Below are 26,718 nucleotides of genomic sequence, written 5' to 3' on the forward strand. Positions count from 1 at the left end.
TTCCTGACCTGAAACTCTTTTAGGATGAAGCCATTCCAAAGTTGGATCTTACAAGCGCTGGGTTCTCGCCAGCACAGATGAGCGCAGCTTGTGCGACAACTATAGCCACGCCGTTTTTCCATGGGTAACATCAGCCAAATGCTCATCCTGGCCAGCCTTCTCGGCGCGTTCCTGATTCCTCAGAACACGGACCTGTCTGCAAACTTCAAAAATCCACCGGCCTCCGCACGGCCGCACACCTGGTGGCACTGGATGGGCGGAAACGTGACCAAAGAAGGCATCACTGCAGACCTAGAAGCTATGAAGCAAGCCGGAATCGGCGGAGCGCACATTTTCGATGCAGGGCAAGGTATTCCGAATGGCCCGATCAAATACAACTCCCCGGAATGGCGCGAACTGATGGCATTCGCGTTCCAAGAAGGCAAGCGGCTGGGGCTCGATATGACAATGCATAACAGCTCGGGCTGGTCTTCCAGCGGAGGTCCCTGGGTCACGAAGGAGGATGCGATGAAGAAAATCGTCATCTCGAAGGCAATTGTACAGGGTGGCAAGAAGGTCAAAATGCCGGCCCCGGTCATCAACCAAGGCTACTACCGCGACTTGCAAATCGTCGCCGTTCCGACGCCTGATGTTCCTAACCAATATCGCATGAACGAGCTTGCTGGGTTGGGAGCTAACCCCGGTCCTCGTCCTCACATCGCCTGGCCCAGAGTCGAGGTTTCCGACTGCGTCCAGATCCCGTTGACAGCCACCGAATACGAACTCCCTGAAGGAGATTGGACTATTCTCAGATTCGGCGTCACGCTGACGGGAGCACTCAACGTCGCAAGCCGTCCAACCGGCGAAGGGCTAGAAGTGGACAAGCTCAGTGCGGATTCTCTCGACCGTTTCTTTGCCGGGGGGCTAAATCCGCTATTCAAGACGGTGGGCAAAGACAGCTCCCTCCACACCGTGCTGATCGACAGCTACGAAACCGGTTACAACAATTGGACTCCAAAGCTCTTCGAAGAGTTCAAAAAGCGAAGAGGTTACGACCCTATGCCTTATCTCCCATGCCTTGCTGGATACTCCATCACCGGATCGGACACTACCTTTGGCTTCCTCTTCGACTGGCGCAAAACGCTCTCCGAACTCTGGGCGGAAAACTACAGCGGCCACTTTGCAAACAAGCTCAAGCAGCAAGGGCTTCAGCTCGCCATCGAACCCTACGGCAACGGAAACTTCGATCCGTTCACCTACGGGAAACCCGGCGGACTCATCATGGGCGAGTACTGGGTCGGCGAAGGACAAATTAACGCCGCCGTCAAAGTCGCCGCCTCGGTCGCCCACGTCTACGGCAAGAACGTTGTCGGTGCCGAAGCCCTCACCGCCAGCCCCGAGCAAGCCGGATGGCGCAACCAGCCCCGCCAATGGAAGGCCTTCGCTGACCGAGGCATGACCACAGGCGTCAACCGAATCATCTACCACCGCTTCGCCCACCAACCCTGGGTCAGCGGCGTCAATCCCGGAATGACTATGGGTCCCTGGGGCTCCCACGTGGACCGAACCAACACAATCTGGCCCTACATGGCAACCTGGGATCAGTACGTTTCCCGCTGCCAATACATGCTTCAAAGCGGCACTTTCGCCGCCGACATCCTCCTGTTCAGCGGTGAAGACACTCCCCAAAACTACGCCGGAGAAGGCCAAAACCTCCCCGAAATCCCCGCCGGCTACGATCACGACTACATCGGCCTCGATCCTCTGATGTCGCTGACCGTCAAGAACAAGAAACTAGTTCTTCCCAACGGAGCAAGCTACGCTGTTCTTGCGCTCCCTAGCTCAGACTTCATGACCGTTAAACTCGCCCGAAAGATCAAGCAATTGGTCCAAGACGGTGCAACCATAGTCGGCCCCCGCCCCATCCAAACCCCGAGTCTCCAGGAAGTCTTCAACAAAGGTCAGGTCGAACTTGGCGAGATTGCCGACGAATTGTGGGGAATATTTGGAGTCTCACCGTCAGTTGGCAAAAGCACCGGAAAAGGGCAAGTCATCTGGGGGAAAACTCTCGGCGAAGTGCTTGGTTTTTCAAACCTCCGTCAAGATTTCGTATCAGATGCCAAAGACATCAGCTTCATCCATCGCAAGATAGGCACTACTGACACCTACTTTGTCGCCTCACCGCAGCCTTACCCGCGAACCGTCACTTGCAACTTCCGAATCAGCTCCGCAAATACTAAAGTCCAACTTTGGCACCCGGAAACTGGCCGAATTGAAGACGCCCCCGTTTGGCAAAAAACCGCCCACGGAGTTTCCGTCCCCGTCAACCTAGATGCCGACGGCTCCGTCTTCGTCGTCTTCTCTCCGGCAACCGCACCGGCCAAACACATCACCGAAACCCGCGAAATCGTCGCCCCAGAAACCACCAAACCCGCCCCGACCCTAACAATTCTCAAAGCCATCTATGGCGACGCACCAACCGGACGAGTTAAAGACGTCACCAGCATCCTCGCCAGGGCCGTTACCGCCAACACTATCCGAATCGTCGCTTCCAACTCCGACCTCGGCGGCGACCCCGTGCCCCAAGTCGTCAAAACCCTCACCATCACCTACAAACTTGGCGAAGAAACAAAAAGCGTCACTCTCCCCGAAAACGCCATGTTCACCATCGGCGACTTCCCCAACGCCGGAACGCCGCCCATTTCCGAACTCCAAGGCAACACATTGAAAGTCTGGAAAAACGGCACCTTCTCCCAGACGTGGTCAACCGGCCAAAAAACTCAACACCAAGTCAAAGACCTTCCCCAACCAATCGAACTCACAGGCCCATGGCAAATCAAGTTCACCTCCACCTATGACCCGGAAAAAACAGTCACCTACGACAAGCTCAAATCCTGGACCGACGACGAGAACTTCGACAACAAATACTTCTCCGGCACAGGAACGTATTCCAAATCGATCCAAGTGAACAAGAGCCTCCTAGGAAAAGGCAAGCGCCTGTTCCTCGACCTCGGGGACGTCCGCGAACTCTGCCGGGTTCGCCTCAACGGCAAGCCCGTCGCCACTCTCTGGAAGTCTCCGTTCCGCGTCGACATCACCGACTTCGCCAAACCCGGCGCAAACACCCTCGAAGTTGACGTCACTAACCTCTGGACCAACCGCCTGATCGGCGACGAACAATTTCCAGACGACATGGGCTGGGACGGCGCGGTTCTCAAAGACTGGCCACAGTGGTTCCTCAACCATCAACCCCGCCCCGAGCCACGCCGAAAAACCTTCACCACCTGGCGACACAACTTCAAAGACACTCAGCTACTACCATCCGGGCTTCTCGGTCCGGTCATGCTCAGACCCGTAAAAGAGATTTCCCTCCCGCGGTAAACGCGAAGGAGGGAAATGCCAGCACCAGACCTTATTGACCCTGTCCGAGCGAGTATCCGGCGACACCGTCAAAAGTGCAAAGGTTTTCGTGCTTGATGACCTCAAACCCGGCCTCAACAACCCTTCCGAGAAGGGAAATAATCTCGGTTCCGGTTAATGTTTGTCCCGCCCGAGCCATGAACCGGCACCGGAAGTGATCAACCAGCGTCGTCTCGGCAAAGCCCTGAGGCCACACCTTGACGCCCCGGCAAGTGATCATCGCGAGCTCCAAGTCGCCCCCACAAGGCATCAATTTCTCGCCTAGCTCATCCGGAGTTCCGTTCCACTGGACGAACACGTCCGTCCCAACCGTCTCCTTCACCGAAGGAGTAACCGGGCGCACACCGAGCTTCATTGGCTTAGCATCGCCATACCGAACCACCTCAAGCTTAGTAGGCAACTGCCCGAGCCGAGCAACAACTGCCTCGCCGAACTCTTTAGTTCCGACCAACTGTGCGCTGATACCCTTCTGGTAGATGTCGCTCGTGTGGATTCCGTCCTCAATCGTCTTCAGCCAAGCGTTGTGAATGCGCTCGGCAACTTCCGGCTGACCGATGTGAACCAGCATCATTACCGCCGCCAACAGCAGACCCGAGGGGTTCGCCGCATTCAACCCGGACAGCAGAGGTGCGCTACCGTGGATCGCTTCGAACATGGCGCAATGCTGACCGATGTTAGCCGAACCAGCGAGGCCAACCGAGCCAGCGACCTCTGCCGCGATGTCACTGATGATGTCGCCGTAAAGGTTTAAGGTCACGATCACATCAAAGTTTTCCGGTTGAGTCGCGAGCCGAGCCATTCCGATGTCGATGATCCAGTGCTCCTTCTCCATCTCCGGGTACTCCGCTCCGATTTCATCAAAGATCCGGTGGAACAAGCCATCGGTCAGTTTCATGATGTTGTCCTTGCTCATGCAAGTGACTTTCTTGCGACCGTTAGCCCTGGCGTACTCGAACGCGTATCGAACAATTCGCTCGCAGCCCGACCGACTCACGAGCTTCAAGCACTGATAAACCTCCTCAGTTTGCCGATGCTCGATACCTGCGTACAGATCCTCTTCGTTCTCGCGGATGATCACGATGTTCATCCCAGGCCCCGACTTGCCCGCAAACGGAGCGTAGGTAACACAGGGTCGAACGTTTGAATACAAACCAAGCGTCTTACGAATGGTCACGTTCAGGCTCTTGTAGCCGCCGCCCTGCGGAGTCGTGATGGGTGCCTTCAAGAAAACCTTCGTGCTTCGCAATGAATCCCAAGCTTCGGGCTTGATGCCCGAAGTGAAGCCCGACTTATAAACGGCTTCACCAATCTCGATCACTTCCGGCTCAATCGCAGCACCAGCTTGCTCCAACACGTTGAGCGTCGCCGCCATGATTTCCGGCCCGATTCCGTCGCCGTAAGCGACTGTGATCGCGGTCTTCACTGAACCAGAAGAGGATGTCTGAGAAGTCATGGTAGAATCCTTAACGATTTGCATTACACGAATATAATTACACGAAAATGATGTCGCATAATCTTGATTCATTGAAATCCACGAATGGTTGGACATTTTTAACCAATCACACTCACGTCCTGGTGTGCCTCCTTCGCGACCCGGAGACGAGGCTGCGCGACGTGGCGACCCAAGTCGGCATCACTGAACGTGCCGTCCAACGCATCATCGCCGAGCTCGAAGAATCCAATGTGATCTCCCGCGAGAAAGACGGAAGGCGGAACCGCTACACCATCAACACCCAAACTCCGCTAAGGCATCCGCTGGAACAAGGAGTCACGTTGGCAGAAGTGCTCTCAAAAATCGTATAGCTTCCGCCACTGGGCTCGCAGAGGACACATCCTGACTCCGTCGGGGCGTACCGCCCTGTGTGGCGTTCCAAACCAAGTAATCTGCCACCAGATCTATGCTCTCCCTCATCGCAGCCTTAGCCATGAACCCAACCGTAACCCAGCTCATCGAACAGTACCAAGCCGACCTCGGCAGCCTCGAGCGATTCTACAAAGTCGAAATATCCGACGAACGCACCAGCCGCTTCAAAAAGTTCTACCAAGAAGCAGAGGCGAAGCTAGAACAACAAGACTTCGACAAGCTCGAGCAAGGCGGAAAGGTCGACTACATCCTGTTCAAGAACCACCTCGACCGCAACCTCGCCAAGCTCGACGCCTTCCAAAAGCAAATCGAAGAGACCAAGCCATTCCTTCCGTTTGCAACCGACCTGATCAAACTCGGCCAAGACCAGCGGCGAAGCAACCCCATCCAGCCTCAGCAAGCCGCCGCAACCCTCGCCAAAATCGAAACCGATCTGCCGAAGCTTCGCCAAAAACTAGAAAGCGCCAAGAATCTGGACAAGTTCGCCGCCTTCCGCAGCGCCCGCTTCAACGACCAGCTCCTCCGAAACCTCGCCGAGTGGTACCGGTTCTACAACACCTACGACCCCCAATTCGGCTGGTGGGTCACCGAGCCATACAACCGCACCACCAAAGCCCTCCAAGAGTTCAGCGCCTTCCTTAAAGAGCGAATCTGCGGCCTAAAACCCGGCGACAACAGCCCCATCGTCGGCGACCCAATCGGCCGCCAAGCCCTCCTCAACGAGCTCAAATACGAGATGATCCCCTACTCCCCCGAGGAGCTGATTGAGATCGCGAACAAGCAGTACGCCTGGTGCGAAACCGAGATGAAAAAAGCTGCCAAAGAGATGGGCTACGACGACTGGCACCAAGCCCTCGAAAAGGTCAAACAAGACTACGTCCAACCCGGCGACCAGCCCCAAATGATCCGCGACCTCGCCGAAGAAGCCATCAAATACGTCGAAGACAACGACCTCGTCACCGTCCCCCAACTCGCCAAAGAAACCTGGCGAATGACCATGATGCCCCGCGAACAGCAAAAGGTCAGCCCCTTCTTCCTCGGCGGCGAACAGATCATGGTCAGCTTCCCCACCGCCGAAATGGAGCACCAAGAAAAGCTCATGAGCCTGCGCGCCAACAACGTCCACTTCGCCCGCGCAACCGTTCACCACGAGCTCATCCCCGGCCACCACCTCCAGCAGTTTTACGAAGCCCGCTTCAACCCCCAGCGCCAGCTCTTCTACACCCCCTTCTGGGCCGAAGGCAACGCCCTCTACTACGAATTCCTCTTCTGGGAAATGGGCTTCCCCAAGACTCCTCAAAACAAAGTCGGAATGCTCTTCTGGCGCATGCACCGCTGCGCCCGAATCATCTTCTCCCTCAGCTTCCACCTCAAGAAGATGACCTCGGAAGAGTGCGTCAACATGCTGGTCGAAAAAGTCGGCCACGAACGCGCCTCCGCCGAAGGCGAAGTCCGCCGCTCATTCGGCGGCGCCTACTCGCCCCTCTACCAAATCAGCTACATGATCGGCGCCCTCCAACTCTGGTCCCTCCGGCAGGAGCTGGTCGATAGCGGAAAGATGAAGCAGAAGGAGTTCCACGACGCCGTCTTCCGAGAGAACAGCATCCCCATCGAAATGACCCGGGCGCTGCTGACGGATCAGCCGTTAACGAAGGACTTCAAGTCAAACTGGAGGTTCGCGCACTAAAAAGTCCCCTCTCCATCCATGGGGAGGAGGGTCCAAGTTGGGACACTGGTAAGCAGATTCTCAGAATCCCCAAGCGGTTCCCGAGCGGTCTTTCCAGCGCAGGGTACCGAGCTCTCGGGGTGCCTGTTTATCTCGCCCACGGCAGTTGCTAGCCGTTGCCATCAACCACCTGCCGTGAAGCGCCACCAACCCAGGCAAACCTTCGACCAAACAGCAAAATGAGTAAACCCTACAGGTCTAGCGTGTGCCGAAAATCGGTACTAATCACTACTGCGGGAGACACGCGACTGGTGGGAATCCTTCGCAATCCCTCTTAATCTGGGTTTGATGATTCGTTCGCTGCTAGAATTTGATCGAATCCCAGATCGCCAAAACTTCCGTAGTTTTGGCTGATGACCGGCCAAGAATGTAGGGATGAAGAGTTGCATATCTCACGAATGATGCCACATCTCGGCTTGCGACAATACAAGGCCCAAAATACTTCGAGATACACAACTTAGCATACTTTTTGAACTCAATATCAAAATCAGGACCCATGTACACTCCGCTCCGCCATTTTTCATCAGCATGACAATTTAATGAATAATTGGCTACCGGGATGTCAACCTTGGCTTCTAACTCCCTTCCAAGTAATTCCCATAGCGTAGGACTCTTAATGTCGAGACTAAGATTCCACAGGCTTTCTTGGGGATGCTTCTGCAAGAGAAACTCCAGGGTCAGATCTTTGCGCTCCGTCTTTACCGAGAACCCCTCTTCGGCCAGCACTTCTCTAAGTGCTACACTAGGTTTCATAATCGTGGCACCACGATGGTCATTCCTCCCCGCTTGGTGACTGGCTTCATAAGCTTCACAAGGGTGGGTATTCCCAGAACATCTTCAATCCATGTGTCCTTGCGGCGAGCCACTTGCGTGGGCGGCGAGCCACTTGCGTGGGCGGGGTAAGCAGAAGGGGATGGGGTGGCACTGTCAAGCGACCAAACGCCGAGGACTTTCAACCGCCCGCAAACAAGCTTGTCAGTGAACAGCCTTCCGCCCATGCTACCAACTCCTATCCACCTCAATCTCTCCTGCTTCATCGAGAAGAATCGACCTAGCAGATGACCACCGATACTCCATGATATCAGAGCAAAGCCCTTTCCGAACGGGATTGAAATGAATGTAGTTGATAGCATTCGCCCGAGCCTCCTCGGTAAAGATGTTTCGATCATGGCCGCCGCCCGGTTCCCATAGAACGTCTTGGATCAATCCAGCAATCAGCGCCCTGCGAGATACGCCCTGCTTGATGGACTTAAGAATGTCCGCGATCTTGTAAGTCTCGCGAGAGGGCCGAATCAGCAAATGGACATGGTCGGGCATAAACACATAAGCAAGCACAGTAAAGCCCTGCGTAGTCCCCGCCTTCGAAATCGCCCCTGCGAGCCACAGACAGATCTGTTCGTTCAACAGATGCGGACTCCTCTTCCGAGTGCTGAACGTCAGCATATGAGAATGCCCCGGGATGTCCCTCGCCTCCCGACGCTTATACTTTTTCTCCGGCTGCATGAGGCATTGGCGAGTTGACTAAGTCCTCGGTGATTCCAGCTTCGGACACTGGTAAGCAGATTCTCAGAATCTCGAAGTAGTCACTCAGCGGGCTTACCAGTGCCACCCCTGCCTACTTCTGCTTACCCCGCCCACGCTAGTGGCTCGCCGATACAGACTTTCTGGCTCTCATCACAAGTACCTTCCGCCAAGTATAACAAGCAAACCTACTTTTCGGAAGTGCCTACGCGCAAATTAACACAATTTTTTGCGCCAGCCAGAACTGCTGATAACAGAGCATGACAAAGCTAAGACCTTTTGGTACCCTTCACTCCTCGGCCGCCGCGCCGAAATCCGCTCCGAGCCAAACTCTCACCCCAAACAGCAAAAGCCGAAATCCGATAAGCGAAATTTCATGGTTGACAAAACTGCGTTTTCATCGCCTAGTAAGTGATGAAACAAATTCTGTGGCGTACGAGGTGCCAGTCGCGCTTTCGCTTCCGCATAGAATCAACTTCAAACCTAGCCAACCATCTGACCGCCGATCTATCCGCCCGCAAAGCATTGACGGCTAAAGGGGCCAAAACGGGATCCAAACTTGTCCCCACCCTTCCCCACTTACCGGCCAAATCGGAACACTCGTTGAACCTAAATTCCCCACTTCCCCACGTCACTTCTCTCTCCCCCAATTGGTACAGCATTCTCGAAAAGTGATCCGCGATCGTCCAGAAGCGCACCCCTACTCAACCGAGAACAGGAGGCTGAACTCGGGTGAGGCCGGAAAAGTTTCTGGATACAACTCCAAATACGGTCCAGAACCCTTCGCGAACCCACTCGCCGGCAGCCACTCTCCGTGGAACCAATCAATGGTCGACCGAATCGCTTCGAGATTTGGCACCTCGACCCGCGCATACTGGCCGCTCGGAACGTCCCATGCTTCCATTCCTTCGGGAGGATTCATAGAAGACTCGAAAGCAGCAATGTACGCAAAGTACCCTTCGGATAACCCCGGATAATCCCACCGAGCGACGCCAAAGCACTCCCCTTCAACATTGACTTCCGACATTCGGGGCACGAACATATCCCAGGCACTTGGACACAGATTGGGGTCCATACTAGAGATGACGACGCACCCGACGACTCGTTTGGCAGGCAATTCGACGATGACCGGAGCACTCATGATTGCGCGAGCATATCACAAGGGAATCAGATGAATCTCCTCGCCCACGCCGTCCTCTCGCCAAACGAGCCACTGATTCGTCTCGGAAACTTCGCCGCCGACTTCCTCTCTCGCCCCGAGGAGCAAGCCATGGTGGGCCCCCTGGCGGCGGGTGTTCGGCTACACCGGCATATCGACTCGTTCACCGACAAGCATCCCGTCGTCCAAAGAGCGATGCTACGCCTCACCGGATTCCAGCGATTCGCAAATCCGATTGTTGACGTGTATTTCGATCACTTTTTGGTCAACAATTGGCCCCTAGACGAGTCCGTGGAATCCTACGTCTGGACTCTTCACGCGGAAATCTTGGAACACATCCATGAGTTGCCCCCACAATCCCAATTAATCCTGCGCCGGATGATCCAAGACGAATGGCTCCTCAGCTACTTCGACTTCGCGGGTCTACGAACAACTTTTCGGCGAATGGAAAAACGAATCCTCCACAATTCCCAGCGCGCCGTTGACATGGTCGGAGCAGTTGCGTTACTCGAATCCCACTATTCCCAGTTCGAGCAAGATTTTCAAGAGTTCTGGCCCGAGCTTTGGCAATCCGCTCAGGAACAAATAGCCACTGGCTGATGAATTGGAATGGCGGACAGGGTGGGATTCGAACCCACGGTAAGTTGCCCTACTCCGCATTTCGAGTGCGGTGCACTAGACCACTATGCGACCTGTCCAACGGATATTATGACCCAAGAGGCCTGCTCTGCGCGAGGGGCTAGGGTCGCGCCAGATTCAATTTGGCTTGCTGGAGTGAAAGCGGGCCCTCGCGGCGGCCGGGTCGCACGATGTAGATTCCTCGATTGTCATCGATGGGAACAGTGAATTCAAGAGGAAACTCAGCGGGTACTACCTTCATGCTCCGTGGGAATTCCACTTTGCGATTTCGAGCTTGCGAAATAGTTTCGCAAACCACCCCTGAGGCCAAGACCGGAGACGCTTCCGCGACTGAGGGAATCATCGATGCAATCTGACTCGCCCGGGACCTGAGTTCACCGGCCAGTGTTTGATCTTGCAAGACGGACCCGAACTGGTGCATCACCCTCATCCCCATCGCAGTCGTTGACTCGTAACCTGGATCAAACAGTTCGGGCATGGAGCCGCTCACGCCGGGGATCGGGCTTTTGCCATCCAAGGTCAGCGTTAGCCAGTCGGAATGGCTCGTTCCGAAGAGCTTCAGAGTCGTGCGAAGCAGCGGCTGCGCCTCAGACAGAGCCGACCGGTCGCCGAGCACAAGGTACTTCTGAAGCAAGGCATCTGATACCGCCAGATAGCTGCCGAGCCAACCGTTCCCGGAAGTTGGGATTCCAGAAATCCTCTGGACACCCTCGCCCAGGTAGCACCTGTTGAGAGTTGGTTCGAGCCGTCTGAAAAGATCGAGTGCCTTCTGATCTCTAGTGAGATGATAAATCCTGAGCAAACGAGCGCACGCAAATCCCAAGACATAACTGCGATTTGCTTTGGTATGCTGCGCAGCCTGTGAAGAAGCTGGAACGAGCTTCCGCCGGATCTTGGCAAGCATCGGATCGGCGAGAAGCTCGATCTTGTTGAGTCGTCCGATGTAATCTTTCTGAACCGGCGTTGACAGCAAGTTAATCCTAACCCATTCCGCCTCAAATGGCGTCAGTCTGGAGTCGATTCGTGAGCCTGTGAGGCTAAAGAATGTGCTCAGACCAGACTCTTCGACGTCCGAGACTTTCCCTTCAAACAAGTTCGCGTCGGTCATAAATCCGTTTTCAACTGATTCTAGGATGTCATCCAAGATCAGCATCAGATTGGAGCGTCGTGTCAACGCGAACGTCTTTGCAACAGTCTCCGCAAAGGCAATGTTGGTGAGAACCGACTTCGAGGCAATCGTCCGATGCGGCTTCCCTAGCTCAATGCCATCAAAGATGCCGCCTCCGACAACATCGTAGCCGGCAGATCGGCAAAACAACTCAATGGATTGGGTGACGAGGTCCGCCCGACCGAGTTCGAGGAGTAGATCCAAGGTGGAGGGTCTCAACTCGCAATAGCCGTTTGAGTTGAATCCGCCGTACTTGATCACCTGGCTCCGTTGAATTCTTTCGACTAAATCCTGCGCACTACCGAAGGAACCCGGAACAAGCTCTGATAGCTTCTGACTCTCGGCGTTTGCAAACGCATCTAGTTCCAACACGGTCTCCGGACTTAGCTGCTGTTTATCGAGCAACTTTTTGATTCCCAAGAGCTGAAGTAACACGGCTGGAGTCGACAGCCGATCGTCCGCGCCTCGGGGTCGGATCATCCCAATCAGGCGACCGGCGGTCGTGGAAACCAAGACCGTCGCTCCAGGCCGAAGATAAGTCTGAAGTCGACCAAGTGGAAAGATCAGGCGCTCAGCTTCTGGATAATTTTCTGCATTCAGCTTAACAGGAACGAAGTAGCGGTTGATGAGGCGGACGACTTCTGGATCGCGCATCGCCTCCGTTTCCAAATCTCGTGCGTTCGTATCTCGGGGGTCGATGATGACCCACAGTAGTGCTTTCCGGAGTTTAGTAGCTTCTTCGACCGCTCTTGAAGGAATAGTCTGCCAACGAAGCTCAACCGCTGCGGCCGGTAGTGCCTTTCGACTGTCGACAGTCACGAGCTTTTCTGTCTCCGAGGGTGGCAAGTAGGGGTAGAGCAGAACCTTGCCGACGCAGATGATGGTCAGCACTGTCGCCGTAAATGCGGTCACGCCAAACTTAGGGTTCTGCATTGCCTGGCTTCATTATGAGCCTGTGCTAAAATCAATCTCTATGGCGATTTCGCTTGATGAAGTAAGGCATGTAGCAAAACTCGCTCGTTTGGATCTCGACGAGCCTGAAATGATGTCGCTTCAAACCGAGCTGAACGCGCTGATCGGACACTTTTCTGATATTCAAGCGGTTGATTTTGGCGGGATTAACCCTAAACTTCATGCTTCTAACCTCACTAATGTCTGGGCCGAAGATGTCCCGCGCACATCCTTCAAACGCGAACTCGCCCTCAAAAACGCCCCAATGAGCAAGGCAGGCCTGTTCCTCGTCCCCATGATCATTGAGGATTGATGTCGATAACATCGCTTACCGCCGTTGAGATCGCCGCAAAGTTGCGTTCAAAAGAAGTTTCTGCAGTGGACGTCGCCACTGCATTCTTAGATCGCATTGCTGCGGAGGATTCGAAATACGGAGCTTTCTTGGCGGTCGATCGAGATCGTGCGTTGGGCGAAGCCGCCGCTGCCCAAGGACGGATTGATTCGGGAGACGCTTCCCTACTTACCGGGATTCCGGTCGCCGTGAAGGACAACATGTCCTCCGAAGGAATTGAAACGACATGTGCGTCGAAGATTCTCAAGGGCTACGTTCCTCCCTTTGACGCTACTGTTATTGAAAAGCTGAAAGCCCAAGGTGCGGTGATTCTTGGCAAGACGAACTTGGATGAGTTCGCGATGGGTTCTTCCACCGAAACCTCTGCATACAAATTTGCCCACAATCCGTGGGATATCACTCGAACTCCGGGGGGGTCTTCTGGCGGTTCGGCGGCGGCAGTTGCCGCAGATTTGGCGCCTCTATCTTTAGGTTCGGATACGGGAGGTTCGATTCGGCTCCCAGCATCATTCACCGGAACGGTTGGCTACAAGCCAACCTACGGCAGATGTTCTCGGTACGGACTGGTCGCATTTGCATCTTCGCTCGACCAAATTGGGCCGATCACTAAGACGGTGGAAGACGCCGCGATCCTGGCTGAAGCCACCACTGGGCACGACGAGCGAGATGCAACTTCCAACCCCGCCCCGCCAGTTTCTGCGCGAGACCTCAAAAACGGTTCTCTAAAGGGTCTCAAACTGGCTTTCCCTCGGGAAATGTACGGCGAAGGCACCGATCCAGAGGTTCAGAAGGCGGTCGAGGCGTCACTGGAGGCACTGAGGCGAGAGGGGGCATCCGTCGACGAGATTTCGATACCTTCGATCCCTCTCGGGGTCACCACGTACTACATCATCGCTCCTGCGGAGGCTTCCTCAAACCTTGCTCGGTTCGACGGAGTCCGGTACGGTCCTCGATCGGAGGGTCAGGGGCACATTGACGTTGTCGCCAAAACTCGCGCTGAAGGCTTTGGGCACGAAGTCAAAGCCCGAATCATGATCGGCACTTACGCCTTGAGTGCTGGGTATTACGACGCCTTCTACCTGCGCGCTCAGCAGGTCCGGGCGATGATGACGCAGCAGTTCTTGGAGGCCTTCCAAAGCTACGACTTTATCGTCTCACCAACTGCGCCGGTCGTTGCCTTCAAGCTCGGCGACCTTAGCCAGGATCCGATGCAGATGAAGATGCTTGACTACTGCACCATCCCTGCCAACATGGGCGGCATGCCCGGAATCTCCATTCCGTGCGGCTTCGCCCACGGGCTTCCTGTCGGATTACAACTGATGGGTGCACCGATGGAAGATGAGCGGATGCTTCAGGCGGCCTATTGCGCCGAGCAACTGTTCGCAGTGAGCCCGAAGCGACCACCAGCTCTCTAAACAGTCCAAAATCGCGTACAATACTTTAGCTAACAAAGCCAAGGATGGGCGCGGTGGCAATGAGACAGGAAGTCATAAACGCAGATTTGCAGATTTATCGCGACGAGGCGAGAAACATTGGGTTCTCGCTCGTACGGCGGCTTTACCTCAAGAAGGCGCACCGAATCGCCTCACAGAATCCCCTCGAACCCCTTACTCCGGTTCTCATCGGACGCGAGCCCGACTTCGAAGACGCCTACCAAGCTGAGATGGAGCGACGGTTTATTGACCCATTTTTTGGTGGGTTGTGGTACGCCTGCCGTGAGCGATTCTGGGCGTTTGAGGAAGGCATTGCGAAGCTAAAATCGTCCGAAATCGCCGAGTTCAAAGAGCTTCCGCATACGGTTAGGGAGGTTGCGCTAGGCTTGTACGAAGCCCTCCGCTGGGCCGACATCATGCATGCGGATATTGCCGAAAGCGAGGCCAAGCCATGGCTTTCGCACGGCCTACCCGCCTTCCATCCCGGCGACCGCCAGGCTTCGGCCCTCTACGCCGTCGCCGAGAAGAACGTCCAAGAGTATGAGCGGAACTATCAGGAGCTGACGGGCGGCATCGAGCGAACAAAGGCACAGGCCAGCGTTTTCATAACGACTCTCGACGCGCTACGGCTGAAAATGCTCTCTTATCGCCACGTCGGCCGCGACCCATCGCTAGGCTCGCAGGACTTCTTGTCCGCTCTCGCCGAAGCTCGGGCCCAGTTGTCGGCAATCGATCGAGCCCTGGATGAGGTTGATCTGAGTCATTATCCGACGACGGTGGCCTACTTGGAATACAGTGGCGAGAAAGCTGTGGTCGAGTCGGCTTAGGTTAGGTCAGAGCGCGTCAAGGTCGATCGGTTTGGCGGCTGCGCCGAAAACTTCCTTGCGTTTCTCGTAGTTCTGTCTCTCATACCAAAGCATCGCTTCGAGGCTCGTTCTGAAGTCATATTCATCTCCCAGACCCATTTCTCGGTTCAGCACAAGGGCTTGTCGGAAAAAGTCATTGAACCTCTCTTGATTCAATGTTAACTCACCCTCAAGCTGCGCCAAAGATGCCTTCAAGAACCGTTGCCGGAACCCAGGGTGCTCCCGAAACTCTTGGTGAACCAATCGTTCCAATATTGCAAAGTCAGCTGCTGGTCTCGACTTGAGGGAGAGTTCCGTGACGAATAGGTTGAGCCTAGCCAAGCGGAGAAAACGGTCGTTGTAACCGCGACTCTCCAACTGTTTGTGCATTCGCCGGAGTCTGGCTAGATTCTCCTTGCCCGACCACGGACTAAATGTCGTTGTCAAAAGTAGGAGTCTCGCTTGATGTGGGCTGAGCGGATTCCTCGCTTCCATCAGCATTGCTTTATGGAACATCCACCGATTGAGAGAAGTCGCGGCCCGGTCAAACGTCCTTGGTTCGTCTCCTCGCACTCCATCGATGCACAAATACGACGCTCCGGCAAGCCATCGATCCTTCGGCATAAAGTTAAACGACTCACGTTGGAAGGCCGGTGGAAAGGGGCCCCTGTTTTCCTCGAATCGAGGCTCAGTCGCAATTGCCATGAGCGCTTGGATATCATGGCGGTGGCCTCGAAAAATGCTTTCAGCCTTTGTCCAAACTTCGCTTGCCGCAGTGTTCTCCCAATCAATTCTATAGTCCAGCCAATCGAGTTCATGCCCCTCGAGCGCTTTTGCAGCCGCAGATTCGTACGTGAGGCTAGTCTCAACGCTGACGTACTGATCCGACAATCGAAATCCCGATTGAGAGAACAACAGGAGGATGACTGCCCCCCAAGTACTGCGGTACATATCCAGAATTATAACACTGGCTTGAATCAGATAAGAATCTGGCTCCTGAGCACAGAATGTGGCATTGAATTTCGTCAAGCTGCTTTTCTTTCCCGGCCCGCCGGGTTAAACTCGGCGGGTCATGGCAGAAGTGCGATTTGGACTGATCGGGGTTGGTGGGTTTGCAAGGTATCGCGTGGCGAACCTGCTGAAGGTGAAGGGCGCAAGCGTGGTCGCGATGGCGGATACTTCGGCGGATAACATTGCAGCGATGAAAGCGGCGCATCCGCAGAGCGCGGGGGCGGCGGAATACTCGGACTATCAGGATTTGCTGAAAGATTCGAACGTGGATGCGGTCATGATCATGACTCCGCACACGCTCCATGCTCAACAGATCGTGGATTCATTGGAAGCTGGAAAGCATGCTTGCGTGGAGAAACCGATGGTTTGCACCGTCGCCGACGCGCATCGCGTCATCGCCGCACAAAGGGCGAGCGGCAAAGTCGGTATGGTTTCCTACCAACGGCACTTTGATTCGATCTATCGCAAGATCAAGGGCATGATCGACAGCGGCGAAGCTGGCGAAATTCAGTTCATTGCGGGCCTGAGCTGCCAAGAGTGGAAGGTTGCTTGCGCGGGGACTTGGCGACATGACCCGGCACTGAGCGGTGGCGGACAACTGAACGACACTGGTTCGCACTTTGTTGATATCATGCTTTGGGTCACCGGGTTACAGGCCGAGACGGTTTCGGCGGTTGGAGATAATCGTGGGCTTCAGGTCGACATTGATTCGGCACTTGCGATTAAGTTTAAGAACGGCGCGGTGGGCAACATCTCGATCATTGGTGATTCAACGAACTGGCACGAGGATATGACGATCATGGGTACCAAGCTTGGCTTCTTCGTACGCGGTGGAAAACTGACCGTGCGAAATCTCGCCAAGGATCGGATCGTTTACGAAGAGACCTACGGCGGCTCGACCCCGGACCAGCACTTCTTCGACTGCATCACCCAGGGAATCCCTTGTGAAAGTGGTTTCGAGTGTGGTCTCGAGGTCATTCGCCTCACCGAAGCTGCCTGGAAGTCGATGGAAGCGGGTGGGGCGATGGTCAAAGTCGCCGATTTGGGATAAGCGATGAACCACGTTGGTCCGTTAGTAAAGGAGTGGGCGACATTCTACTCGGTGTTGGCCGGGGCAACTGCCACTCTTCTCGGGCTGCTGTTCGTCGCGGTTTCGCTTCACGGCCGAGTTCTGCACGAAAAGCAGAACTCGGCCTTTTTTCGGCTCGCCAGGCTTACGCTGAGCAACTACTTGATGTTGCTTTCTTACTCCTTGCAGATGATCGTTCCCGTCGAACGGGAGATACAGTTCCGAATCATGTGGACTGTCGTCGGGCTCGTGGGTCTCTTCTGGACAATCAGGCTCTTCTTTGAGACAAAGAGATTAGGTGTCAAACCCGATCCATTCATCATGCGCTCCTACCGAGTTTCGGCAATGACGTATTGCTTCTGCGTCCTACTGGGACAGTTCTACTTCACCAACTTCAAAGAGACCCTCTTGTTCGCGATGATGCCAGCACTATCGCTGACATTCGGTTCAATCCGCAACTCTTGGGGATTGCTTACGATGGTGCAGTCAGATCAAGTCAGTTCATGACTGCGGTGTTGACTAATCTTTCGAAAGCCTTGTTGAGTTCAGCCTCACTCTTCACTTGGCTGATCCGTACGCTGAGGGCAAGGATGTCTTCCTTGGAGTTCTTCAGTATCACGTATTTTGAGGTCGGCTTTCCGTCTTTGCCGATCATTTCGAAGCTCATCGTCTCGTAGCCCTTCTTGTTCTTGCTGAGTTTGTAGGGAGTTGGTGTGGCTTTCTCGCGGCGCTGAATGAAGTACAAACTAGTGTTGTAAAGTCGATCCCAGTTCGAACCCTTGGCACTGCCTGTCATCGTGCCAATTTCGCCCTTCTCGGAGTGGAACTCTCGCTGACCAAAACTGGTTTCCTCGCCAACTTCCCATCCTTTGGGGACTTCGACGGTGTACTTTTTGGTCGCAACCTTTACAAAGCCATCCTTTAGGTCAGTAATCGTCGGCTCGATCATTGCGACCATGGCGGCGAGGTAGGACAAGTTCTGGAGTGTCATATCAGCTACTACGCGATGATGTATTTAAATGTCTTGCCAGTTGTGCAGGTTTTTTTGTGTCCCAAATATTCATTGCCGTTCAGCTAGACCGGCGATTCCAACCCAACCCAAGGCGTAGACTCTCGGGAAGATGGATCAGCACACGACACTTGAAGATGTAAATTCGACCTCTGCACATTGCCCGTTCCATGGCGGAACAGTGAGTCGGGGGGCAGGAGCCGGGCCAGGGAATCGGGACTGGTGGCCGAACCAACTTCGGCTGAACATCCTTCGCCAGAATTCCTCCCTCTCGAACCCCATGGAGGGTGATTTTGACTACGGATCTGCTTTCTCGGGTCTCGATCTAGCTGCAGTTAAGGCCGACATCTTTGCCCTGATGACCACCTCACAGGAGTGGTGGCCCGCGGACTACGGACACTACGGACCATTCTTCATCCGAATGGCGTGGCATAGTGCCGGAACGTATCGAATTCAGGATGGCCGTGGCGGAGCCGGATCAGGAACCCAGCGGTTTGCCCCGCTGAATAGCTGGCCGGATAACGCCAATCTCGATAAGGCTCGATTGCTTCTTTGGCCGATAAAGAAGAAGTACGGCAACTCGCTATCTTGGGCTGACTTGATGATCCTCGCCGGCAACTGCGCTCTCGAGTCGATGGGGTTCAAGACTTTCGGTTTCGGCGGCGGACGTGAGGACGTCTGGGAACCGGAAGAAGACATTTATTGGGGTGGCGAAGCAACCTGGCTGGGTGACGAGCGCTACTCGGGCGACCGAGACCTCGAGAATCCACTTGCAGCAGTCCAGATGGGTCTGATTTATGTGAACCCGGAGGGTCCCAACGGAAACCCAGATCCACTTCAGTCGGCGAGAGACATCCGTGAGACGTTTGGTCGAATGGCGATGAACGACGAAGAGACCGTTGCTCTCATTGCTGGAGGTCACACCTTTGGAAAGACGCACGGTGCGGCAGACCCTTCAGTTTACGTTGGCTTCGAACCAGCCGGGGCAGGGATTGAGCAGCAGTCGATGGGCTGGAAGAACAGCTTTGGTTCGGGTGCCGGGGAGCATACGATCACCAGCGGACTTGAGGGTGCCTGGACGACGACTCCGGCGCAGTGGAGCTACAACTATTTCGAGAATCTGTTTGGCTTCGAGTGGGAGCTGACCAAGAGTCCGGCGGGGGCACACCAGTGGACTCCGAAAGACGGCGGCGGAGCCGGGACGGTTCCCGATGCGCACAATGCATCCAAGAGCCATTCGCCGATGATGCTGACGACCGATCTGGCGCTTCGGGTTGACCCGGCTTATGAGAAGATTTCGCGGAGGTTCCACGAGAACCCGGAGGAGTTCGCCGATGCATTTGCGCGAGCTTGGTACAAGCTGACCCACCGAGACATGGGGCCGATTTCGCGATACCTCGGTCCAGAGGTTCCATCGGAAGTTCTGATCTGGCAAGATCCGGTTCCGGCGGTGGATCATGCGTTGGTCGGTGACGCTGAGATTGCTTCGCTGAAGTCGAAGATTTTGGCTTCAGGGTTATCAGTCTCGTCGCTAGTCCGAACGGCTTGGGCGTCGGCTTCGACATTCCGAGGTTCGGATAAGCGCGGCGGGGCGAACGGGGCTCGAATTCGATTAGCGCCTCAGAAGGATTGGGCGGTGAACAATCCAGCGGAACTTTCTTCCGTGCTTACGGTTCTTGAAGGAATCAAGGCTGAGTTTTCGGGACAGGTTTCCTTGGCGGATCTGATCGTGCTGGCAGGTTGCGCTGCGGTCGAGAAAGCTTCTGGTCTCTCGGTTCCGTTCACTCCGGGACGAACTGACGCGACTGCGGAGCAGACGGATGTTGATTCCTTCGGTGCGCTTGAGCCGTTGGCGGACGGTTTCCGAAATTACCGAAGCGGGCGAGTTTCGGCTTTGACCGAGGACTTGCTGGTTGATAAGGCTCAGCTTCTAACCCTGACCGCGCCGGAGATGACGGTTTTGGTTGGTGGGTTGAGGGTGCTGGGCACGAACTATGATGGTTCGTCTCACGGCGTTTTCACCTCATCTCCGGGGACTTTGAGCAATGACTTCTTTGTGAATCTGCTCGATTTCGGAGTCACTTGGTCGGCGACTTCGGATGCTCAGGAAGTGTTTGAGGCGAAGGATCGGAAGACTGGTCAGGTTCGCTGGACTGGAACTCGGGCTGACCTGATCTTTGGGTCGAACAGCGAGCTTCGGGCGATTGCTGAGGTTTATGCTCAGGACGATTCGGCGGCGAAGTTCAAGCGCGACTTTGTTACGGCTTGGAACAAGGTGATGAACCTTGATCGCTTCGACCTGAAGTAATCCGCTCCTTGGGGGTAATGTTTCGACATGCTAGCAGCGTCAATCATTGCCCCTTCTTTGTACGTCTCGGCCTGGATCGTCGGTTGGAACCCTGCCAGCATCAGCACGTTTGAGAAGCAGTCGGCGAAGCTGAGCGAAGTCATGCCAGAGCGGTATGAGATCACGCCTAGCGGTACGATTGCTCTGAAGTCGAGTTGGAAAGACGCAGATTGGAAGCGTGTTCAGGCAGCGGCGCGAAAGAACAAGGTCAAAGTGCTCGGCATGGTCCATAACTTCGTTCTGCCTGATGGCTTTAATGCAAAGGCGATGAGCCTGATGCTGAACGACCCGAAGAAGGTCAAGGCGGCGGTAGCTACCTTGGTCGGCTTCGTTAAGAAGGATTCTCTGGACGGGATTGATCTCGATTTTGAGTCTTTGGCAGTGACGGATCGGAAGGCGTATTCAGCGTTCGTCGCGGATTTGGCCAAAGCGCTCCATGCTCAGAAGAAGCTTTTGTCTGTCACGGTACATCCTAAGGAGTCGGAGCCGGGGAACTGGGATGGGCCGAAGGCGCAGGATTGGAAGGCGATTGGGGCGGTGGCGGATCGGGTGAAGATCATGTGTTATGACGTTCACTGGTCGACCTCGGAGCCGGGACCGATTGCTCCGACAGACTGGGTTGTTCGGGTGGCGAAGTTCGCTATCACCCAAATGCCTCTGTCGAAGGTAGATATCGGGGTTGCGTGGTACGGATATGACTGGCGGCAAAAGCCGGCTTTGTCTCTGACGTATGCGGACCTCTCTCGGCTGCCGTTTCGGATGGATGCCTCCAGCGGGGAGCTGACCCAGGGTCCTTCGGTTTTCTTTTCCGGTCGGGCGGCGTTTGAGCAGAAGGTTGCAGCAATTCGGTCCTTGGGGTTGAACAAGGTGAGCGCCTGGTATTGCGGCTCGGAAGAGCCGGACGTTTGGCGCTTGATTCCGGGTCGGTGAGCGTTCTTCAGTTTCGGAGAGAACTGCGACGCATTCTGGTGGGGACATTGGGTTCAAATAGGTGCTCGTTTTTCAATTTGGGTGGGGACAAGTGGGGACAGGCTTCTGAGGTGAGAGTTGGGAGGCTTGTACACCGCTTTGCACGGGCTTCGGCGGGGGCAGGTGAGATGCGTCTATTTCTTGGGGACGTACCGCCCTGACGCAGCCGGGATCTTCGACGCGCGAGTGTAAAGAATTTTTGATCATCACCTTGTAGGCGAAGTTTCGGGGGGTTTGTCAACCTTCTCGTTGGGAGTTGGGGTTGTTGAACTTCTATCCAAAGCTCTGACTGCTCCAAGTTGGTTCACTGGTAACCTGGCTCGGTGAGGGCGTCGAGTTGTTCTGGGCGCGGTTACCAGTGCCACCCCAGTTACTTTTGCTTACTCAGCCCACGCAAGTGTCTCGCCGGTGGTGACCCCGGACTGAGTGACTTCGACGGGCGGAAGTTGATGCTCCAGCATCGGCAAGGCGAGAAGCGCGGTCATCGTGTTTCCATCATACAGCAAGAGTGCTCAGCGCGGTGTTTGCGTGTGAGGTTATCGGAGTGTAGTACGTTTTTGTTATACTTGCTTTGTGCGAGAGTGGATCGGGGGGCTCAGCAAGCGTCAGCAACTAGCGTTGTTTGGGCTTTGTTACGCCGGTCTCCTTGGATGCTTGATGACACTCTACGGTCTGGCGGCGGGGAAATATCCTGGAGGAATGCTTCCTGGATTGGTAGCCGTTCCTTTCGGCTTTTATCTTCTTGGGAAACTCAACGAGAAGCGGGGACAGGCACCGCAACCAATCGAGATCCCCGAATTGGCAGAACTCCTCATCGAGTGCGGTGCGAGAAAGCCTCACCTTTCGATTTTGCGCGGGAAAGACAACCGGGAGTATCCGCGTCCGTTCATTTATGGCGAGGCAATCTCGATCTCGGAAGTTGCGCTTGAGAGTCTGAGTCGTCCAGCCCTGAACTGGTTTCTGCGAACCGAGTATCGGTCACAGAAGCGGGTTTTCGGCTTCTTCGGCAGGACGTTTCCAGGGCTAGCGTTGGTCACACTGCCATTGATGGGCCTGATAGAGAGATTTAAGGTTTCTGATTGGTGGATGCTCGGCATCCTGGCTATGTTGGTGATCTACTTTGCTTTGGGATTCAAAGTTGAGGCTTTGGAGCAATTACGTGCGGATCGCGAGACAACAATCTCTGACGAAGACTTTCTTGCGGCGAAAGAAGCGCTGAGTTACCCGTTCTTCGCACAAATTCACCGAAGACGCGGAAAGCGGTTCATGTTCAATCCTAAAGAATTGGAGAGACGAGCGAAAAATCTTGGGATTGAGTTAGAAGAGGGGTATCGGGTTCCGGGAGCAATGCCAATTCGTTTAGGAGAATCAGAGGTTGGGGTTGCGAGTCAGGCCTAAGGGTTGGTTGTTTTAGCCTAGGCAATGCGATTGCCTAGGCATCGATTTTGCTTTAATCCATGAACCACAAGATGAAAGGAGAGAGCTGGGTGCCCAGACTCGCGCACAGCAGCATGATTGCTTGGCGCTCGAACTTTTCATAAATTCTGCTACATATGCAACCCGCTGCCGAAAGGGCGATCAGGGCGAGCGATAGATTGTGATACACAGTTAAGTGTCGCACAACCAATATCAGAATGAATCCTCCTGGAACGCCGGCGAAAAGGCTCATGAGTGCGACACCGCAACCGATCCTATTCTTTGGCTTCAGTTCTCCGTCTTGCCGATTCGCGTCGACAGGGACTTTCATCTTGCTCATTGTACGCGCTCTATCTTGAAAGTAGTGCTGGGCTTATTCCGGAGGCGGAATCTGGTCGGTGTTCGGCCTCACCCCCTAAATCCCCCTCTCCATGAATGGAGAGGGGGACTTTCGGAGGATGTCTGTCACAATGGAGGGGTGTCTGAAACTCCGATTCGACCTGCGATTTTGAAGATGAGCCCTTATTCTCCGGGGAAACCGATTGGGGAGGTTCAGCGGGAGTTGGGGTTGGATCGGGTGATAAAGCTGGCTTCGAATGAGAACCCTTTGGGGCCGTCGCCTCGGGCGGTTGAGGCGGTGAAGGCGGCGGCGGAGACGCTGCATCTTTATCCGGATGCTTCGTGCTTCTCGCTGCGTGAGGCTTTGGCGGCGAAGTACGGCTTGCCAATGAACCAGATTGTCGTGGGGAACGGGAGCGATGAGATTATTCATCTGCTCGGGCAGATTTTCTTGGAGGACGAAGGGGATGAGATCATTGTTGGCGATCCTTCTTTCGTGCGGTATGACGCGGCGGCGGGGCTGGCGAACTGCGTTCTGACCAAGGTTCCTTTGACGACGGATATGCGGCTGGATATTCCGGCGATGGCGGCTCGGGCTTCGGATCGCACGCGGTTGATCTTTATTGCTAACCCGAATAACCCGACAGGCACGATTGTTTCTCAGGTGGAGATTGAGGGGCTCTTGCAGTCGGTTCCTTCTTCGGCGGTAGTTGTGCTGGACGAGGCTTACTTTGAGTTCGCGCAGGGCGCGCCGGGGATGCCGAATTCGCTGGATTTCTTGTCGCGGTTCCCGAACGTGGTGGGGATGCGGACGATGAGCAAGGCTTATGGGTTGGCCGGGCTGCGGGTTGGTTACGCGTTTGTTTCGCCGGAGATTTCGGATGCGATTGACCGGGCTCGGGAGCCGTTTAACGTGAATATCTTGGCTCAGGCGGCGGCGATTGGGGCTTTGTCGGACGACGAGTATGTGGCCAGGACAGTTGCGATGAACCAGGCGGGGCTTGATCGGCTGACGGCGTTGTTTAAGGAGACGGGCGGGACGCCCTATGAGAGTCACGCGAACTTTATCCTCGCGGATATTGGTCAGCCAGCGGAGCCAGTTTTCCAGGCGTTATTGCGGAAGGGCGTGATTACGCGGTCCGGCCACGTCTTGGGATTGCCAAATTGCTTACGCGTTAGTGTGGGAACTCCTGAAGAACTTGACGTTTTTGTTGAGAGTTATCGTGAGGTCTTGGCAGCAAAAAGCCCTGCTCACGTTTAAGCGTTAAGCAGGGCTTATTAAGTGATTGTTAAGCTGCGATGTTGGTGGTGATCCGGTTGAACGGGATGACGCCGCGTATGATGGTGTCGCGGACCTCCAGATCGGTTCCGAGATTGTCGGATACCGTTTGGATAGCTTGGCTGACGTGATCCATTTCGGCATCACGAAGTAGGTAAACGGCGATGTTTGCCTGCTCTTCGGTAACGTTTACACGTACGCCGAGAACTCCTTGTTCCCAGAGACCATCGAACGACTGCTCGATGACCGACTCAACCTCCTTTTTCGTGATTACACTCTTGGTGTTTTGCGATTGCATGGTTTCCTTATCCTCTACTTTTAAATGAACGTCTTTGATCGCGAAAGGTTCAGTAGTTCCCTCTCTAAATCGTCGGTAAACCGACCTCAGTTTCTCCATAGGTTCGCACAGAAATACATGTAGGAGTCCTAAAAAGGTTCCACTGTCATTCGTTATGAGGGCATTTCTGCCCAGTGAGTCGCGTTGCAACGTCGCAAGCGTATGAAGGGTAGATTCTAAAGGCACATGGATTCAAAGCGCGAGATTGAGACGCTGATTCGGTCGAAGTACCCGATCCTCTACGTAGTTTCCTACGAAGAACGACGGGTGGAGTTAGCACTTCAGGCGATCGCATCCACGCTTTCGCGGACTTTGCATACGTGGTCGTTGACGCAAGGCATGAAGCCGGTTTTGGGTTCCGGGGCGAAGAGTACATTGTCTCCGGAGCTAGAGGCGCTGGCGCAGGTTTATGAGGCTCCGGACGGCACGATAGTGATGCTGCGGGATTTCCATCACTACATGCGCGATCCTCGGGTTTTGCGCTTGCTGCGCGATATTGCGGGGCGTCTGCGAGAGAAGAAGACTTCATTGATCCTGACGGGATCGCCGATGGAGCTCCACCCGGATATCGAGAAGGATGTGTCGTTGTTGAATTTTCCCTTACCGGATGGGGATGAGATTGGGCGGCTTTTGGACACTGCCCACGCATCCTTGCCCGAAGAGATTCGGTCTCAGATCGCGCTGGAGCCAGTTGAGCGCGAGCGGATTGTGAAGAGTGCGCAAGGGCTGACGATCAACGAAGTTGAGGCGGTTTTGGCTCGGTCGATTGTTGAGTCGAAGAAGTTTGATCCGGCGGTAATCCAGAAGGAGAAGGAGCAGGTTGTTCGGAAATCGGGGGTTTTACAGTATTTCCAGCCGGACGCCTCGCTGGCGGATGTCGGCGGAATGAGCACATTGAAAGACTGGTTGAACCAGCGCACGGAGAACTTTACGGATGCGGCTCGGGAGTTCGGGATCCCGGCGCCGAAGGGGATTTTGATGCTCGGCGTTCAGGGGTGCGGAAAATCTCTGACGGCGAAGGCGATTGCTTCCTTGTGGAACTTGCCAATGCTTAGGTTGGACGTTGGCTCAATTTTTGGCCAGTACGTTGGGCAGAGCGAGATGCAGATGCGGAAGGCTCTTGCAACGGCGGAGGCGATTTCGCCTTGCATTTTGTGGGTCGATGAGCTAGAGAAGGCTTTTGCGGGAACCCGTAACTCGGGGGATAGTGGGGCTTCCTCGCGAGTTTTTGCGACGTTCTTGACTTGGATGCAGGAGAAGAAGTCGCCGGTGTTTATTGTTGCTACCGGGAACGATGTTTCAGCTTTGCCACCAGAGCTTTTGCGCAAGGGACGGTTTGATGAAATCTTCTTTATCGACCTTCCGGAGCAGAAGGAGCGGGAGGATATTTTCCGGATTCATATTGGAAAGCGCAAGCGTGATCCCAAGAAGTTCAAGCTCAAGGTTCTGGCGGAGGCGAGCGAGGGTTTTAACGGAGCGGAGATTGAGACTTGCGTTGTTGCGGCGTTGCAACGGGCTTTCTTTCAGAAGCGCGAGCTGACACAGGCGGATTTGGCGGCAGAGGTCGAGGCCTGTGTTCCGCTGAGCGTGATGATGGCAGAGGACATCTCGGCATTGCGAGATTGGGCTTCGATGCGGGCTCGGTCGGCGGGTTAGGCCGCCTTTTCGGATTGAGCATCTTGGAGACCGCCTTCAACGAGCTTCAGCTTTGGCTTCGGCTCGAGTTTGAGGTTCGGCTGGTAAGGCTTTTCCGCCTTGCGTGCACGGAGCCACTTGACGAGCTTGGGTTCTTCGTAGGCTGAATGATCCTCGTCGTAGACAAAGGCCATCGGGGCAAAGGATTCGTTTGAGCCGAGCTGATTGAACACGATGAGGTTGGTTCCGT

Annotated in this window: 25 protein-coding genes and 1 tRNA gene; 14 read left to right on the forward strand and 12 right to left on the reverse strand. The window is 54.9% G+C overall.

What is annotated here, in order from left to right; all coding sequences use genetic code 11:
- Positions 1-138 precede the first annotated feature (138 nt).
- Positions 139-3,360: a glycosyl hydrolase gene (locus tag WCK51_00770; protein ID MEI7575398.1), complete on the forward strand. Its 3,222-nt coding sequence runs from the start codon at positions 139-141 to the stop codon at positions 3,358-3,360.
- A gap of 31 nt (positions 3,361-3,391) precedes the next feature.
- On the opposite strand, the gene WCK51_00775 is transcribed toward WCK51_00770, so the two are convergent.
- Positions 3,392-4,876, reverse strand: a complete 1,485-nt coding sequence (locus WCK51_00775; GenBank protein MEI7575399.1) for an NADP-dependent isocitrate dehydrogenase — start codon at positions 4,874-4,876, stop codon at positions 3,392-3,394.
- A gap of 26 nt (positions 4,877-4,902) precedes the next feature.
- Between WCK51_00775 and WCK51_00780 the strand changes: the two genes are divergently transcribed.
- Positions 4,903-5,202, forward strand: a complete 300-nt coding sequence (locus WCK51_00780) for a winged helix-turn-helix domain-containing protein (protein MEI7575400.1) — start codon at positions 4,903-4,905, stop codon at positions 5,200-5,202.
- A gap of 95 nt (positions 5,203-5,297) precedes the next feature.
- Positions 5,298-6,950 (forward strand): DUF885 family protein, encoded by a 1,653-nt coding sequence (locus WCK51_00785; protein MEI7575401.1) that lies wholly within the window; start codon positions 5,298-5,300, stop codon positions 6,948-6,950.
- Positions 6,951-7,292: 342 nt separating this feature from the next.
- On the opposite strand, the gene WCK51_00790 is transcribed toward WCK51_00785, so the two are convergent.
- From WCK51_00790 to WCK51_00805, 4 genes are all read right to left on the reverse strand, one after another.
- Complete coding sequence (locus WCK51_00790) at positions 7,293-7,742, reverse strand: hypothetical protein (GenBank protein ID MEI7575402.1); 450 nt, start codon at positions 7,740-7,742, stop codon at positions 7,293-7,295.
- Positions 7,739-7,987: a hypothetical protein gene (locus WCK51_00795; protein ID MEI7575403.1), complete on the reverse strand. Its 249-nt coding sequence runs from the start codon at positions 7,985-7,987 to the stop codon at positions 7,739-7,741. Before WCK51_00795 ends, WCK51_00790 begins: the two co-directional genes overlap by 4 nt.
- A gap of 1 nt (position 7,988) precedes the next feature.
- Entirely contained in the window at positions 7,989-8,492 is a 504-nt protein-coding gene (locus WCK51_00800) for a transposase (GenBank protein MEI7575404.1), read from the reverse strand.
- A gap of 718 nt (positions 8,493-9,210) precedes the next feature.
- The gene (locus tag WCK51_00805) at positions 9,211-9,651 is read right to left on the reverse strand and encodes a GyrI-like domain-containing protein (protein MEI7575405.1); all 441 of its coding nucleotides are present in this window, start codon (positions 9,649-9,651) and stop codon (positions 9,211-9,213) included.
- A gap of 30 nt (positions 9,652-9,681) precedes the next feature.
- Between WCK51_00805 and WCK51_00810 the strand changes: the two genes are divergently transcribed.
- Positions 9,682-10,269, forward strand: coding sequence for an ACP phosphodiesterase (locus WCK51_00810; GenBank protein MEI7575406.1), 588 nt, complete (start codon positions 9,682-9,684; stop codon positions 10,267-10,269).
- A gap of 10 nt (positions 10,270-10,279) precedes the next feature.
- Here WCK51_00810 and WCK51_00815 read toward each other — a convergent pair.
- Together WCK51_00815 and WCK51_00820 are read right to left on the reverse strand one after the other, a co-directional pair.
- Positions 10,280-10,367 (reverse strand) — tRNA-Ser (locus WCK51_00815).
- A 41-nt stretch (positions 10,368-10,408) separates the two neighbouring features.
- A complete protein-coding gene (locus WCK51_00820; GenBank protein MEI7575407.1) occupies positions 10,409-12,409 on the reverse strand; it encodes a hypothetical protein in 2,001 nt (666 codons plus the stop codon).
- A 40-nt stretch (positions 12,410-12,449) separates the two neighbouring features.
- Between WCK51_00820 and gatC the strand changes: the two genes are divergently transcribed.
- The 3 genes from gatC to WCK51_00835 are packed head-to-tail and all read left to right on the forward strand — an operon-like array spanning position 12,450 to position 15,039.
- Positions 12,450-12,740 (forward strand): Asp-tRNA(Asn)/Glu-tRNA(Gln) amidotransferase subunit GatC, encoded by a 291-nt coding sequence (gene gatC / locus WCK51_00825; protein MEI7575408.1) that lies wholly within the window; start codon positions 12,450-12,452, stop codon positions 12,738-12,740.
- Positions 12,740-14,194 (forward strand): Asp-tRNA(Asn)/Glu-tRNA(Gln) amidotransferase subunit GatA, encoded by a 1,455-nt coding sequence (gene gatA / locus WCK51_00830; GenBank protein MEI7575409.1) that lies wholly within the window; start codon positions 12,740-12,742, stop codon positions 14,192-14,194. Before gatC ends, gatA begins: the two co-directional genes overlap by 1 nt.
- Before the next feature lie 59 nt (positions 14,195-14,253).
- Positions 14,254-15,039, forward strand: coding sequence for a hypothetical protein (locus WCK51_00835; protein ID MEI7575410.1), 786 nt, complete (start codon positions 14,254-14,256; stop codon positions 15,037-15,039).
- A 6-nt stretch (positions 15,040-15,045) separates the two neighbouring features.
- Here WCK51_00835 and WCK51_00840 read toward each other — a convergent pair whose 3' ends face one another.
- A complete protein-coding gene (locus WCK51_00840; protein ID MEI7575411.1) occupies positions 15,046-16,008 on the reverse strand; it encodes a hypothetical protein in 963 nt (320 codons plus the stop codon).
- Between the two features lie 121 nt (positions 16,009-16,129).
- On the opposite strand from WCK51_00840, the gene WCK51_00845 reads away from it, so the two are divergent.
- Both WCK51_00845 and WCK51_00850 read left to right on the forward strand, forming a co-directional pair.
- Positions 16,130-17,119, forward strand: coding sequence for a Gfo/Idh/MocA family oxidoreductase (locus WCK51_00845; protein ID MEI7575412.1), 990 nt, complete (start codon positions 16,130-16,132; stop codon positions 17,117-17,119).
- A gap of 3 nt (positions 17,120-17,122) precedes the next feature.
- On the forward strand, positions 17,123-17,644 hold the full coding sequence (locus WCK51_00850; GenBank protein ID MEI7575413.1) for a hypothetical protein: 522 nt from the start codon (positions 17,123-17,125) through the stop codon (positions 17,642-17,644).
- Here WCK51_00850 and WCK51_00855 read toward each other — a convergent pair.
- The gene (locus WCK51_00855; GenBank protein ID MEI7575414.1) at positions 17,634-18,128 is read right to left on the reverse strand and encodes a hypothetical protein; all 495 of its coding nucleotides are present in this window, start codon (positions 18,126-18,128) and stop codon (positions 17,634-17,636) included. The two genes, WCK51_00850 and WCK51_00855, sit on opposite strands and share 11 nt — an antisense overlap.
- A 130-nt stretch (positions 18,129-18,258) precedes the next feature.
- On the opposite strand from WCK51_00855, the gene katG reads away from it, so the two are divergent.
- The 3 genes from katG to WCK51_00870 all read left to right on the forward strand — a co-directional run bounded on the left by katG (position 18,259) and on the right by WCK51_00870 (position 22,860).
- On the forward strand, positions 18,259-20,454 hold the full coding sequence (katG, locus tag WCK51_00860) for a catalase/peroxidase HPI (GenBank protein ID MEI7575415.1): 2,196 nt from the start codon (positions 18,259-18,261) through the stop codon (positions 20,452-20,454).
- A 27-nt stretch (positions 20,455-20,481) separates the two neighbouring features.
- On the forward strand, positions 20,482-21,423 hold the full coding sequence (locus WCK51_00865; GenBank protein ID MEI7575416.1) for a glycosyl hydrolase family 18 protein: 942 nt from the start codon (positions 20,482-20,484) through the stop codon (positions 21,421-21,423).
- A 612-nt stretch (positions 21,424-22,035) separates the two neighbouring features.
- A complete protein-coding gene (locus tag WCK51_00870) occupies positions 22,036-22,860 on the forward strand; it encodes a hypothetical protein (protein ID MEI7575417.1) in 825 nt (274 codons plus the stop codon).
- A 52-nt stretch (positions 22,861-22,912) separates the two neighbouring features.
- On the opposite strand, the gene WCK51_00875 is transcribed toward WCK51_00870, so the two are convergent.
- Positions 22,913-23,209 carry a hypothetical protein gene (locus WCK51_00875; GenBank protein MEI7575418.1) on the reverse strand — a complete coding sequence of 99 codons (297 nt, stop codon included), beginning with the start codon at positions 23,207-23,209 and terminating at the stop codon, positions 22,913-22,915.
- Between the two features lie 147 nt (positions 23,210-23,356).
- On the opposite strand from WCK51_00875, the gene hisC reads away from it, so the two are divergent.
- Positions 23,357-24,478 carry a histidinol-phosphate transaminase gene (gene hisC, locus WCK51_00880; GenBank protein MEI7575419.1) on the forward strand — a complete coding sequence of 374 codons (1,122 nt, stop codon included), beginning with the start codon at positions 23,357-23,359 and terminating at the stop codon, positions 24,476-24,478.
- 28 nt (positions 24,479-24,506) lie between these two features.
- Here the strand turns inward: hisC and WCK51_00885 are convergent, their stop codons facing one another.
- A complete protein-coding gene (locus tag WCK51_00885) occupies positions 24,507-24,794 on the reverse strand; it encodes a hypothetical protein (GenBank protein MEI7575420.1) in 288 nt (95 codons plus the stop codon).
- A gap of 225 nt (positions 24,795-25,019) precedes the next feature.
- On the opposite strand from WCK51_00885, the gene WCK51_00890 reads away from it, so the two are divergent.
- The gene (locus WCK51_00890) at positions 25,020-26,489 is read left to right on the forward strand and encodes an AAA family ATPase (GenBank protein MEI7575421.1); all 1,470 of its coding nucleotides are present in this window, start codon (positions 25,020-25,022) and stop codon (positions 26,487-26,489) included.
- Here the strand turns inward: WCK51_00890 and WCK51_00895 are convergent.
- Entirely contained in the window at positions 26,486-26,701 is a 216-nt protein-coding gene (locus tag WCK51_00895; GenBank protein ID MEI7575422.1) for a hypothetical protein, read from the reverse strand. The two genes, WCK51_00890 and WCK51_00895, sit on opposite strands and share 4 nt — an antisense overlap.
- Positions 26,702-26,718: the final 17 nt, after the last annotated feature.

The organism is Armatimonadota bacterium (assembly GCA_037138755.1).
In the GTDB taxonomy this organism is placed as follows: Bacteria; Armatimonadota; Fimbriimonadia; order Fimbriimonadales; family Fimbriimonadaceae; genus Fimbriimonas.